Origin of the sequence: Streptomyces sp. KL2, from assembly GCF_046529545.1 — a bacterium.
GTDB lineage: Bacteria > Actinomycetota > Actinomycetes > Streptomycetales > Streptomycetaceae > Streptomyces > Streptomyces radiopugnans.
Window position 1 is genome coordinate 1077202 of record NZ_CP127170.1, and the last position, 12243, is coordinate 1089444.

Annotated in this window: 11 protein-coding genes; 3 read left to right on the forward strand and 8 right to left on the reverse strand. The window is 73.4% G+C overall.

From position 1 onward, the window contains the following. Positions 1–117 precede the first annotated feature (117 nt). Together QPK52_RS04940 and pssA are read left to right on the forward strand one after the other, a co-directional pair. The gene (locus QPK52_RS04940) at positions 118–765 is read left to right on the forward strand and encodes a phosphatidylserine decarboxylase (RefSeq protein WP_410535802.1); all 648 of its coding nucleotides are present in this window, start codon (positions 118–120) and stop codon (positions 763–765) included. Further along, positions 752–1609 (forward strand): CDP-diacylglycerol--serine O-phosphatidyltransferase, encoded by an 858-nt coding sequence (gene pssA, locus QPK52_RS04945; protein ID WP_410535803.1) that lies wholly within the window; start codon positions 752–754, stop codon positions 1607–1609. Before QPK52_RS04940 ends, pssA begins: the two co-directional genes overlap by 14 nt. A 398-nt stretch (positions 1610–2007) precedes the next feature. Here pssA and QPK52_RS04950 read toward each other — a convergent pair whose 3' ends face one another. The 6 genes from QPK52_RS04950 to QPK52_RS04975 form a co-directional block, all read right to left on the reverse strand. After that, on the reverse strand, positions 2008–3303 hold the full coding sequence (locus QPK52_RS04950; protein ID WP_410535804.1) for an ABC transporter substrate-binding protein: 1296 nt from the start codon (positions 3301–3303) through the stop codon (positions 2008–2010). After that, positions 3300–4352, reverse strand: a complete 1053-nt coding sequence (locus QPK52_RS04955) for a branched-chain amino acid ABC transporter permease (RefSeq protein WP_410540207.1) — start codon at positions 4350–4352, stop codon at positions 3300–3302. Before QPK52_RS04955 ends, QPK52_RS04950 begins: the two co-directional genes overlap by 4 nt. A gap of 124 nt (positions 4353–4476) precedes the next feature. Continuing rightward, the gene (locus QPK52_RS04960) at positions 4477–5367 is read right to left on the reverse strand and encodes a branched-chain amino acid ABC transporter permease (protein WP_410535805.1); all 891 of its coding nucleotides are present in this window, start codon (positions 5365–5367) and stop codon (positions 4477–4479) included. Beyond that, positions 5364–6128 carry an ABC transporter ATP-binding protein gene (locus QPK52_RS04965; RefSeq protein WP_410540209.1) on the reverse strand — a complete coding sequence of 255 codons (765 nt, stop codon included), beginning with the start codon at positions 6126–6128 and terminating at the stop codon, positions 5364–5366. The genes QPK52_RS04960 and QPK52_RS04965 overlap by 4 nt, the downstream gene beginning before the upstream one ends. Before the next feature lie 74 nt (positions 6129–6202). After that, positions 6203–7039: an ABC transporter ATP-binding protein gene (locus tag QPK52_RS04970; RefSeq protein WP_410535806.1), complete on the reverse strand. Its 837-nt coding sequence runs from the start codon at positions 7037–7039 to the stop codon at positions 6203–6205. Between the two features lie 274 nt (positions 7040–7313). Further along, complete coding sequence (locus QPK52_RS04975; protein ID WP_410535807.1) at positions 7314–8462, reverse strand: glycerate kinase; 1149 nt, start codon at positions 8460–8462, stop codon at positions 7314–7316. 151 nt (positions 8463–8613) lie between these two features. Between QPK52_RS04975 and QPK52_RS04980 the strand changes: the two genes are divergently transcribed. Beyond that, the gene (locus QPK52_RS04980) at positions 8614–10329 is read left to right on the forward strand and encodes a BCCT family transporter (protein WP_410535808.1); all 1716 of its coding nucleotides are present in this window, start codon (positions 8614–8616) and stop codon (positions 10327–10329) included. Between the two features lie 182 nt (positions 10330–10511). Here QPK52_RS04980 and QPK52_RS04985 read toward each other — a convergent pair whose 3' ends face one another. Together QPK52_RS04985 and QPK52_RS04990 are read right to left on the reverse strand one after the other, a co-directional pair. Next, positions 10512–10715 (reverse strand): type II toxin-antitoxin system VapB family antitoxin, encoded by a 204-nt coding sequence (locus QPK52_RS04985; RefSeq protein WP_093660055.1) that lies wholly within the window; start codon positions 10713–10715, stop codon positions 10512–10514. A gap of 106 nt (positions 10716–10821) precedes the next feature. Then, entirely contained in the window at positions 10822–12237 is a 1416-nt protein-coding gene (locus QPK52_RS04990; RefSeq protein ID WP_410540210.1) for a phytoene desaturase family protein, read from the reverse strand. Between the last annotated feature and the right edge of the window lie 6 nt (positions 12238–12243).

Below are 12243 nucleotides of genomic sequence, written 5' to 3' on the forward strand. Positions count from 1 at the left end.
AGCCCACGGTCCCGACAGGTGCTCTGGCTTGCCCAGTTGCCACCGGTAACCGATAGCATCCCGGGAAAGCCGCCGTCCCCCGTGTTTACGCGGCACCCTCCGCTACGAAGGTCATCCATGCCCCACAGCCCATCCTCTGCACAACGCGGCCGTATCCGTCTCGCGCGCGGAGCATCGCCGTGGCTCCTCCCGACCGTCGCCACCGCAGCCCTCAGCCTGGCCCGCGCCAGGCGCTCGAGAGGCGCAGCGGTGGCGGCAGTGCCCGCCACCGCCCTGGCGGCGGGCATGCTGTGGTTCTTCCGCGACCCCGAGCGAGAGATCGCCCAGGGCCGCGTCATCTCCCCGGCCGACGGCGTGGTGCAGAGCATCATGCCGTGGAAGGACGGGCGCACCCGCGTCGCGATCTTCATGAGCCCGCTGAACGTCCACGTCAACCGCGCTCCGCTGGCGGGCACGGTGACGTCCGTCGAGCACGTGCCCGGCGGCTTCGTTCCGGCGTTCAACAAGGAGAGCGAGAACAACGAGCGGGTCGTCTGGCACTTCGACACCGAGCTGGGCGACATCGAGATGGTCCAGATCGCCGGCGCCGTGGCCCGGCGGATCGTGCCGTACATCGAGCAGGGCGCCAAGGTCGAACAGGGTGAGCGGATCGGCCTGATCCGCTTCGGCTCCCGCGTCGACCTCTACCTCCCGGAGGGCGTCGAGGTCGCCGTCGAGGTCGGCCAGCCCACGACCGCGGGGGTGACTCGCCTTGACCGTGACTGACCCCAAGACCCAGTGGGTCCCCGAGGCCGGTCCGGAGGACGACGGCGACGAGATGGGCGACATGCCGCTGTCCATGCGGCTGTCGATAGCCGACGCGCTCACCCTGGGCAACGCCACCTGCGGCTTCCTGGCGGTGTACTTCACCACCACCGGCGTCCTGATCCCGCATCTGACGGGCAACGGCGACGGCGGCATGGCGCGGCACAGCGCCGCGACCGCCGTGATGCTGATGCTGCTGGCCTCGGTCTTCGACCTCTTCGACGGACTCGTGGCACGCAAGCTGCGCAGCTCGGCGATGGGCGCGGAGCTGGACAACCTCTCCGACCTGATCAGCTTCGGGCTGGCGCCCGCGTACTTCGTGCTGGTCTGGGGGATGGTGGCCAACGACGCGTACCAGGGCGTCTCGGCGCTCGCCGGCGTCGTGGTGCTGCTGGCGGTGGTGCTGCGGCTCGCCAGGTTCTCCTGCGTCACCCTGCCCAACGGGGTGTTCCAGGGCATGCCCAGCCCCTTCGGGGCGCTGACGGTCGTCTCGATCGTCCTGCTGGAGCTGCCGTTCGTCCCGACGCTGCTGGCCATCGTCGGTGTGGCCTGGCTGATGGTGAGCCGGGTGGAGTACCCCAAGCCGCGCGGGCTGCTGGCCGTGGCGATGCTCGGCTGGATCGTGCTGAGCATGGGCCTGCTGACGGCCTGGGCGTTCGACGCCCCGGGCGGTGAGCTGCTGCTGCAGACCGGCTGCGCGCTGCAGCTGGTGCTGGGCGCGGTGATCCCGCTGTTCGCCACCGCGCGCCGGGTCAACACCTTCCGCGACAACCGCCGTGAGGCACGGGCCGCGGCCCAGCCCTAGCCGGCGGCGACGGCGACGGCGACGGCGACGGCGACGGCGACGGCCGGTTCATACCTCGGGCGCCGGACGGATTCCATGGAATCCGTCCGGCGCCCGGTGTTTTCCCGCCTTCTCCTCCTTTTCCGCGCCTTCCCGGCCCGCGCCGGAATACACCAGCGGATTTGCCGGGAGACACCGGCGGGCCGTACCGGGGCCCGGCGCGGGCGGCCGGAAGGGGGACGGAGCCCCGGGAGCGCTCCGGGCAGGGCGGGCACGGCGCGGGCGAGCGGTACACGGCGCGGGCGGCCTCGCGCCCTGAAAACGCCGCGGGGCCCGGACTCGTAGGAGTCCGGGCCCCGCCCGCACCGTCCGGCCGCCGCCCCCGTCACGGCGGGCACGGACGCCCGGTCAGCGCGCGGTCACTCCCCGAAGGAGAAAGCCTGGGCGTTCTCCGAGGCCTCCGCCTCGCGGTACACCTTCAGCCCGCCCTCGGTCTTCCCGTCCGGCTTGAGGATGAAGCTCTCCCGCGTCGAGGGCAGTTCGGGGTCGGAGAAGTCGTGCCGGATGCCGAAGCCCCCGTCGTGGTCCTCCATGGACGTCAGCGCCTTGACCACGCCCTCCCGGGTGAGGTCCTTGTCGTCGCACGCCTGCTTCAGCGCCGCGCCGAAGACGGAGGCGGCACTCCAGCCCGCGGCCACGCCGTTGTCGAGGATGTCGTCGGGGTAGGCCTCGGCGTACTTCCGGGCCAGCCTGGCCGGCTCCGGCTCCTCCGATCCGATGGGCAGGGTCGAGGCGGCCACGTAGTAGTCCTTCTGCAGGACCGGGCCGGCCTGGGTCTTCAGCAGTTGCGGCGCGAACGCCGAGTTGTTGCCGATGATCGGCACGTTCAGGCCGGCGGCCGCCGACACACCGACCAGGGAGGCCGCCTGGCGCGGCCCGGCGCTGATCACGATGGCCTTCACACCGGCCTTCTTGAACGCCGCCACCTGCGGGGACATGTCCTCGTCGGTCGGCTTGATCTTCTGCTCCACCAGGGTCAGTCCGGCCTTCTGGGCCGCGTGCTCGGCGCCCTTCAGGGCGTTCTCGCCGTAGTCGCCCTCGAAGTAGACGTGTCCGATCGTGTCGCCCTCGGCGATCTTCCCCTCCTTCAGCAGGAAGTCGATCGCGTTGACCGTCTCCACGTCGTAGGTGGCGCCGATGACCCGGATGTACTCGCTGCCCAGCAGGTCCGCGGACCAGGCCTGCGGCAGCACCAGCACCTTGTGCTGGCCGTCGATCCGCTCCTTGACCGCGCTGACGAACGGCGAGCCGAGGAACTGCACGAAGCCCACCACCTTGGGCTGCAGCTCGGTGTAGGCGGGGATCGCCTTGCCCGCGTCGTAGCCGTGGTCGCGGACGGTCAGCTCCAGCTTCCGCCCGCAGATCCCGCCGTCGGAGTTGATCTGGTCGATGTAGAGCTGCTGCGCCTGGGTGACGCTCTTGCCCAGGGAGGCGTAGACACCGGTCATGTCGGTGAGGGCGCCGATCCGGATGGTCTCGTCCGTCACGCCCTTGTCGGTCCGCACGCCGTCGGCGCCGGTGCCGGTGCCGGTGCCGCCGGAGTCGCCACCGCCCGCCTTGGAGCTGCATCCCGTGGCGATGAGGGCGAGGGCGGTCGCGGCGACCACCGCGGCGGCGCGTGCCGTGTGCTTCTTCTGCGTCTTCACAGTCTTCATGCCTCGTCTTTCTGAGTGTGACCGCGGCGGGCGGCGAGCCGCACCAGGCCGCCCGGCAGGAACAGCACGATCGCCACGATCGCGGCGCCGTACAGGTAGCGGGACATCTCCCCCGGTGCGACCCCGCCCGTTCCGGGGGCGGAGACCAGGGGCAGTGCCTCGCTGTAGCGGGTGAGGATCTGGGGCAGCAAAGTGACGAACACCGCCCCGGTGACGGCCCCGGAGACCGAGCCCAGACCGCCGATGACGATCATGGCCAGGTACTCCAGGGCCAGCACGATGCCGAAGTACTCGGGCACGGTCTGCTGGAAGACCAGCGCCAGCAGCACCCCGGCCAGGCCCGCGTACATCGAGGACAGGACGAACACCCCCGCCCGCTGGCGGGCCACCGGCACGCCCATCACCCCGGCCGCGATCCGGTGGTCGCGGATGGCGTTCAGCGCCCGGCCCGGGCGGTCGCGCAGCACCCCGTGCGCGAAGAAGGCGCACACCGCCAGCAGGACCAGCCCGGCGTACCAGAGCTTCTCCATCGACTGGAACGGCACGGCGGCGACCACGGTCTCGGTGTCGTCGAAGCTGAGACCGAACAGCGACAGCGGCGGGACGGGGCGGCCGTTGTAACCGCCCGTCAGATCGTGGGCGTTGAGCAGCACATGCTGGCCTATGAAGACCAGCGCCAGGGTGGCGATGCCCAGGTACGCGCCCCGCAGCCGTCCGGCGATCGGGCTGAACAGCCCGCCCGCCAGACCGGCCAGGGCCACCGCGCCGGTCACCGCCAGCCAGCCGGGCAGGCCCAGGCCGGTCAGCTCCCCGTCGCGGTCGCCGGCCAGCACGCAGTAGCCGTACGCGCCGACTGCGAGGAAGAAGGAGTGGCCCAGGGAGAGCTGGCCGGTGGCGCCGGTCAGCAGGTTCAGCCCGATCGCGCCGATGGCGGCGGCCATGGCCAGCAGTCCGGCCTGGAGCCAGAAGCGGTCGAGGTAGAAGGGCAGGGCGAGCAGCAGCAGGCCCGCAGCGGCCGCCGTGTAGGCGGTGGTGCGGCGCGGCGGCAGGACACGGGCGCGTGCGCGGCGGCCGTGCCGCCCGCTGCCGGAGCCGGCGGATGTGGACGAAGGGGCCGTGGAGGCCGCGGGCCCGGCGGGTGCGGGGGCGGCGGAGACGGAGGTCTCGGCGGGCTCAGACACGGGACAGCTCCCTCGTTCCGAACAGGCCCGCCGGGCGCACCAGCAGGACCAGGAGCATCACCAGATAGGGGGCGAGGTCGCCGATGCCCCGGCCCAGGAAGGTCAGGTCGCTCTGGTAGCCGGCGGCCATGGACTGGGTGACTCCGATGATCAGCCCGCCGGCCAGGGCTCCGGTGGTGGAGTCCAGTCCGCCCAGGATCGCGGCGGGGAATGCCTTGAGCGCCACCAGGGAGGTGCCGCGCTCCAGGCCGGGGGTGGGGAAGACGGTCAGGAACAGGGCGGCGACCGTGGCCAGTCCGCCCGCCACAGCCCAGGCCGAGGAGGACACCCGCCCCAGCCGGATGCCCATCAGCGCCGCTGTCTCGGGGTGTTCGGCCACCGCCCGCATCGCCACGCCCCAGGATGTGAAGCGGAAGGCCAGCAGGAAGGCGCCGATGATGAGGGCGGCGGTGACGAAGGCGGCCACCCGGGTCTGCGGGATGCTGACCGCCCCGAGAGTGAGCACCTCGTCGCCCCACGGATCGCCCATGGGCAGGACGCGGGCGCCGATCTGCCGGGTCAGCTCGGTGACCAGCACGATGTCGACGCCGATGGTGACGATGGCCAGCACGCTGTGGTCGTGTCCGCGGTAGCGGCGGATCACCAGGAACTCCACCAGCGCGCCCACCGCCGCCGCGCCCGCGACGCCCACCAGCAGGGCCGCCCAGAACCCGATGTCGTCCCGGAGCACGGCGGTCAGGTAGCCGCCGGCCAGCAGCAGGGAGGCGTGGGCGAAGTTCACCACCTCGGTCGCCTTGAAGATGATCACGAAGCCGAGGGCGATCAGCGCGTAGACCGAGCCGATGGACAGCCCGCTCAGCAGCAGTTCGACGAAGGTCGTCATGCGCTCGCCGCCTCCTGTCCCAGATAGGCGCGGACGACCGCGGGGTCGCGCTGGACCTCGTCGGGTGTGCCGTCGGCGATCCTGCGGCCGAAGTCGAGTACGGTCACCGCGTCGGCGAGCCGCATCACCATTCCCATGTCGTGCTCCACCAGGACGATCGAAATGCCGAGCCCCTCGCGCACGCCCGCGATCAGGGACGCGGTGCGGCGGCGCTCGTCGGCGGTCATGCCGGCCACGGGCTCGTCCAGGAGCAGCAGCCGGGGTTCCATGCACAGCGCGCGGCCGAGTTCGACGAGCTTCTGCAGCCCGTACGGCAGCGAGCCGGCCGGCTGGTCCAGATAGGGCTCCAGACCGGTGAACTCGGCGATCTCCAGCACCCGTTCGCGGTGCCGGGCCGCCTCGCGCGCGGCCCTCGGCAGACGGAGCCCGGCGGCCAGGTAGCCGGTGCGGGTCAGCCGGTGGCGGCCGAGCATCAGGCTGTCGGCGACCGTGGTGTACGGGGAGAGCGCGATGTTCTGGAAGGTGCGGGCCACACCGAGGGAGGCGATCGCGTGCGGCGCCAGCCCGGTCAGCTCCTCGTCGCCGAAGCGGACGCTGCCGGATGTGGCGCGGTAGACGCCGGACAGGACGTTGAAGGTGGTGGACTTCCCCGCGCCGTTGGGGCCGATGACCGCGTGGACGCTGCCCGGCTCGACGGTGAAGGAGACGGCGTCCAGCGCGGTGAGTCCGGCGAAGCGCACGGTGAGGTCGTTCACGCGCAGCGCAGGGACCTCACCTTCCGCCGGTGCCGCTTCCGGTGCCGGTCCCGATGCCGGTGCCGGGGTGCCGGAGGCCGTCACGCCGACCACCTGCGCAGGGGAGCGGCCGGGTGCAGGGCCCCCTCGGAGACGCCCTCGGCACCGGCGCCCTCCGGCGCTCCGGGGTGCCCGGGGTCGTCGGTGATGCCCAGGTAGCGGCGGCGCACCTCGTCGGAGGCGGCGAGTTCGTCCGCGTCCCCCGCCAGGACCACCTCCCCGACCTCCAGGACGACCGCGGAGGAGGCCAGCCGCAGCGCGATCGCCGCGTTCTGCTCGACCAGCAGCACCGAGGTGCCCTGGGCGTTGATCTCCCGTACGGTCTCGGCGATCCGGTCGGCCATCAGGGGGGCGAGGCCGAGGGAGGGTTCGTCCAGGAGCAGCAGTTTCGGACGGGCCATCAGGGCACGGCCCATGGCGAGCATCTGCTGCTCGCCGCCGGAGAGCAGTCCGGCCCGCTGGTGCGCCCGCTGCGCCAGCACCGGGAACAGTTCGTGGACCCGCGCCTGCGCCTCGGCGGCCGCCCGGCGGCCGCCGGCCGCGCCGAGCGCACCGGCGCGGAGGTTGTCGGCCACGGTCATCCGGGCGAACACCTGCCGCCCCTCGGGCACCTGCACGACTCCGGCGGCCACCACCTGGGCGGGGGTGAGGCCGTCCAGCCGCCGTCCGGCGAAGGAGACCGTGCCGGAGCCGATCGTCCCGCCGTGGAAGCGCAGGGTGCGCGAGACGGCGCGGAGCAGGGTGGTCTTGCCGGCGCCGTTGCCGCCGAGGACGGCGACCACCGCGCCCTCGGGTACATCAACGGAGACCGAGTTCAGCGCCCGTACCGGGCCGTAGCCCACGGACACCCCCCGGACCTCCAGCGAAGCGGCCGTCATCGGCCCTCCTCTTCTTCCGTCCTGTCCCCCGGTGGGCTCCACCGGGATCACGGCGCTCACCCCAGCACCGGCCGCGAAGGGCCGTCCACGGCCGGTGGGCGAATCGCTGCCGGTGACCAGAGGTGCGGGGGCCCGGCTGTGCACGGGCACAGCGGATCCGCGGCCTCCGCTCCCGGGCGGACGGTGCGGCGTCACGGAGGAGGGCGGGAGGGGGGCCGCGCCGGGCAGGCCGAAGGCCCGGACCGCGCGGTGCGGTCCGGGCCTTCGGGGCAGGTCACAGGCGGTCGGCCGCCAGCCGCTCGGCCGCCCGCTCCAGCAGCGGCCCGGCCTGCGCCATGCAGACGGCCGGGTCCGGTTCGAGGTCGGTCAGCGCGTACGCCGCCTCGATCCCGGCGGCCCGCAGCTCGTCCTCGCCGATGGCCAGGCGCCCGCACACCGCGACCACGGGCCGGCCCGCCCGGCGGGCGGCGGCGGCCACCCCGGCGGGTGCCTTGCCGCGCAGGGTCTGGGCGTCCAGCGAGCCCTCGCCGGTGATCACCAGATCGGCGCGCTCCAGGGCGCCGGCGAAGCCCAGCACCTCCAGCAGCACCTCGATGCCGGGCCGGAAGGAGGCGTCGAGCGCGGCCAGGGCGGCGTAGCCGACGCCGCCGGCCGCGCCCGCGCCGGGCCGCCGGGCCAGGTGCGCGGCGCGCGGGCCGAGGACGGTCTCCAGCACGCGGGCGTAGTGGGCGAGCGCGGCGTCCAGGGTCTCCACGTCCGCTTCCCGCGCTCCCTTCTGGGGTCCGTAGACGGCCGCGGCTCCGTGGGGCCCGGTGAGCGGGTTGTCGACGTCGCAGGCCAGGACGACCTCGATGTCCTTCAGCCTCGGGTCCAGTCCCGACAGATCGGCCGTCGCCAGGTGGCGCAGCGGTCCGCCGCCGGGCTGCAGTGGCCTGCCGCCGGCGTCGAGGAAGCGGGCGCCGAGCGCGGTCAGCATGCCCGCGCCGCCGTCGGTGGTGGCGGAGCCGCCCACCCCGAGGATGACGGTGCGCGCTCCGGCCTCCAGCGCCGCGAGCAGCACCTCGCCGGTGCCGTAGGTGGTGGCCGACAGCGGGGCGAAGACGCCCTCGGGCATCTTCTGGAGGCCGGAGGCCTGGGCCATCTCCACCACGGCGGTGTCGCCGCGCAGGGCGTAGGAGGCGGTGACCGCCTTGCCCAGCGGCCCGGTCACCGCCGTCCGGCGCAGCGCGAACCCTGCGGCGACCGCCGCGTCGACGGTGCCGTCGCCGCCGTCGGCGACGGGCAGCGCCTCGATCGCGGCGCCGGGGCGGGCCCGGCGGATCCCGGCCGCGGTGTGCTCGGCCACCTGGGCGGCGGTGAGCGACCCCTTGAACTTGTCCGCGGCGATCAGCACGCGGCCTGTCTCGGTGTGTGTCGTATCCACGCGGTCTCTCTTGTGTCTCGAACAGGCTGTCGCGCCGTCTAGACCCTACCGATGGCGGGCATGTGGGACCACGGCGTACCGTCGGGCGTCCCCCCGCCCGCACGGCGCGTCCGTGCATGGAACCGTATGAACCATTTCATAGTTGGGTGATATGAGCACCGATGTGACCAAGCCGCCCCGAGAACCCGCCCCGGAGACGGCCCGCGAGGACCCTCCCCCGGACACCGGGATGATCGCCATCGGAGTGACGGTCGTGCTGGTCGTGGTGGCCTGGGCGGCCATCGGCACGGACGGTTTCTCCTCCGTCTCCACGACCGCGCTGAACTGGGTGCTGGGAAACTTCGGCTGGCTGTTCACTCTGGCCGCCAACCTCTTTCTGGTCCTGTGCGTGGTGATCGCGGTCAGCCGCTTCGGCCGGATCAGGCTCGGGAAGGACTCCGACGAGCCGGAGTTCTCCAACCTGGCGTGGATCGCGATGATGTTCAGCGCCGGCATGGGCATCGGCCTGATGTTCTACGGTGTCGGCGAGCCGCTGACGTACTACGTCGACCCGCCGCCCTTCGGCGACGTCCAGGGCGGCAGCGGCGCCGCCGAGCGCGTCGCGCTGGAGTACTCCTTCTTCCACTGGACGCTGCACCCCTGGGCCATCTACGGCGTGGCCGGCCTCGCCCTGGCCTACGTCACCTTCCGCAAGGGCCGCGGCAACCGCATCAGTTCGGTCTTCGTCCCGCTGCTGGGCGAGCGCCGCGCGAACGGCTGGCCCGGCCGGATCATCGACCTGCTGGCCGTCTTCGCCACGGTCTTCGGCACCGCCACCAGTCTGGGCCTGGGCGCCCTGCAGGTGGCCAAGGGCCTGAACCTGACGGTCGGCTGGGAGGACACCCGGGAACTGGAGCTGCTGGTCATCCTGGTGCTGTCGGCCGCGTTCGTGGTCTCGGCGTTCTCCGGGCTGCACCGGGGCATCAAGTGGCTCAGCAGCATGAACGTGGTGCTCGCCGCCGCGCTGATGGGCTTCGTCTTCCTGCTGGGCCCGACCGTGTTCATCCTCGACGCGATCCCGGCCGGAGTCGGCGCCTACCTCCAGGACCTGCTGGTGCTGTCCAGCCGGACCGGTGCGTTCGGCAACAAGGAATGGCTGGGCACCTGGACGATCTTCTACTGGGCGTGGTGGCTGTCGTGGGCCCCGTTCGTGGGCACCTTCATCGCCCGCATCTCCCGCGGCCGCACCATCCGCGAGTTCCTGACCGGCGTCCTGCTGGTGCCCGGCGGCGCGACGATCGTCTGGTTCTGCGTGATGGGCGGCAGCGCCATGCGGATGGACGACACCGGCGAGGCCGACCTGGCCGGAAGGCTGGAGGAGGGCGTGGAGGCGTCGCTGTTCGGCCTGCTGGAGGCCCTGCCGCTGGGCACGGTCACCTCGGTGATCGCGATGATCCTGGTGATGACCTACTTCATCACCAGCGCCGACTCCGCCTCCCTGGTGATGGGCTCGCTGACCTCCCGCGGTGCGCTGCACCCGCGCGAGTGGCTGGTCGTCCTCTGGGGTGTGCTGATGGCCTCGGTGGCCGCCGTGCTGCTGCTGGCGGGCGGCCTGGACGGGCTGAAGACCGGGACGATCCTGGTGGCGCTGCCCTTCGTGCTGGTGATGCTGGCGCTGTGCTGGTCGCTGGTGAAGGAGCTGCGCGAGGACCCGGGCGCCGGGCCGCCCCGCCACCATCCGCTGCACGGGGCGCGCGAGGCCATCCGGGCGATGGTCGGCGAGGCCGTCAGCGAGCAGCGCAGCGCCCGCCGCCATCCGCGGCTGCGGCGGGCGGCCGAGGGCGGCAAGGCGTCGGCGCGGGACGGGGAGGACTCGCAGGGTTTCTGACGCTCCTCACGGCCCACTCCAAAGAGGGCCGGCGTACCCTCGGCCTCCGGCCGGGCGGCTCGCCGGCCTCGGCGCCCCGGCCGCGGCGGGGGAAGCGCTCGCAGCGGTCCTGCCGCGAGCGCTTCCGGCCGTCCCCGGTCGTCGGGAAGGCCCCGCGCGCCGGCGGCGGCCCGCTCCGGGCGTCAGCCCTCCTGGATCCTGGGCGTCGTGTCGATCTCCCGCAGCCGGACCTCCGCCTCCTCACCCGTGCGCGTCTCGGTGCGGTGACCGCGCGCGACGTAGTCGCGCACGACCGCCTCGATCGCGTCGCGGGGGTTGCCGATCCCGCTCAACACCATGACCTCGACGACCAGTTCGGTGTCGAGTGCGATCTCCGTCTTCGCCATGGCGGCACTCTAGCCCCCGCCCGCCGGGGCGGGGAGCCCGTCGCACGGGCCGGCGGCCGCCCCTCGCACCACTCCCCGGAAGCGCCTTCCCCCCGCCCGCGCCGCGCTACGCGCGCTGCCGCAGGCGGCGCCAGACCGCCTTCGCCGCGTTGTGTCCGGACATGCCGTGAACGCCCGGGCCCGGCCAGGTGGCCGACGAGCACAGGAAGACGGCCGGGTGGGCGGTGGCGTACGGGATGCGGGCGAGCCCCGGGCGCAGCAGGGTCTGCAGCCCGGTGAAGGCGCCGCAGGCGATGTCGCCCCCGACGTAGTTGGCGTTGCGGGTGGCCAGCTCCGGCGGGCCCGCCGTGGCGCGGGCCAGCACCCGGTCGCGGAAGCCGGGCGCGAAGCGCTCGATCTGCCGCTCGACCGCCTCGGTGGCGTCCCCGCTCCAGCCGCGCGGCACATGGCCGTACGCCCAGAACACGTGGCGGCCCTCCGGTGCCCGGCCCGGGTCCACCACGGTGGGCTGGGCGGTGATCAGGAACGGCGGGTCCGGCTGGACGCCCTCGGTGGAGGCGGCGCGCAGCGCGGCGGCGATATCGCCGCTGGAGGGGCCCAGGTGGACGGTCCCGGCGCGCCGGGCGGCCTCGGAGGTCCACGGGACCGGGCCGTCCAGGGCGTAGTCGATCTTGAAGACGCCGGCGCCGTAGCGGAAGCGCCGGTAGGCGTCGCCCAGCCCGGCGATCCGCGCCAGCGCGGTGGGCGAGGTGTCGAAGACGTAGGCGCGGGCGGGCGGCAGTTCGTCCAGCCGCCGCACCTCGACCCCGGTGTGGATCCGCCCGCCCAGGTCGCGCAGGTAGGCGGCGAGCGCGTCGGACAGGGACTGCGAGCCGCCGCGCGGCATCGGCCAGCCGACCTCGTGCGCGGCCAGCGCGAAGACCAGGGCGATGCCGCCGGTGGCGGGCGAGGTGGTCGGGCCGATGGCGTGGGCGGCCAGACCGAACATCAGCGCGCGGGCCCTGTCGTCGTGGAAGCGGCGCGCCAGCCAGTCCACCGGCTGCAGCCCCAGCAGCCCGAAGCGGGCCAGCGTGACCGGGTCGCGCGGCAGCCCGTCCCACGGCACCTTGAAGAAGTCGCCGACCAGGGTCTTCCAGCGCCCCAGGAACGGTGCCACCAGCCGTCGGTACGTCCCCGCGTCGCGCGGCCCGAACGAGGCGGCCGTCTCGGCCGGCGAGCGGGCCAGCACCCCGGCCGTGCCGTCGGGGAAGGGGTGGGCCAGGGGCAGCTCGGGGTGGAGCCACTCGAGGCCGTACCGCTCGGTGAGCGGCATCGCGGAGAAGGCGGGCGAGCCGACGCCCAGCGGATGTACGGCCGAGCAGGGGTCGTGCCGGAAACCGGGCAGCGTCAGCTCCTCGGTGCGCGCCCCTCCCCCGACCGACTCCATCGCCTCGAACAGTTCGACGGAGAAGCCCCGCCGGGCCAGTTCCACCGCGGCGGTCAGCCCGTTCGGACCGGCTCCCACCACGACCACGTCCCGCATCGACGC

Bases quoted from the DNA above. Each gene is read 5' to 3' on its own strand.
- QPK52_RS04940 (WP_410535802.1), top strand. From the start codon at position 118: ATGCCCCACAGCCCATCCTCTGCACAACGCGGCCGTATCCGTCTCGCG.
- QPK52_RS04950 (WP_410535804.1), bottom strand. From the start codon at position 3,303: ATGAAGACTGTGAAGACGCAGAAGAAGCACACGGCACGCGCCGCCGCG.
- QPK52_RS04960 (WP_410535805.1), bottom strand. From the start codon at position 5,367: ATGACGACCTTCGTCGAACTGCTGCTGAGCGGGCTGTCCATCGGCTCG.
- QPK52_RS04970 (WP_410535806.1), bottom strand. From the start codon at position 7,039: ATGACGGCCGCTTCGCTGGAGGTCCGGGGGGTGTCCGTGGGCTACGGC.
- QPK52_RS04980 (WP_410535808.1), top strand. From the start codon at position 8,614: ATGAGCACCGATGTGACCAAGCCGCCCCGAGAACCCGCCCCGGAGACG.
- QPK52_RS04985 (WP_093660055.1), bottom strand. From the start codon at position 10,715: ATGGCGAAGACGGAGATCGCACTCGACACCGAACTGGTCGTCGAGGTC.
- QPK52_RS04990 (WP_410540210.1), bottom strand. From the start codon at position 12,237: ATGCGGGACGTGGTCGTGGTGGGAGCCGGTCCGAACGGGCTGACCGCC.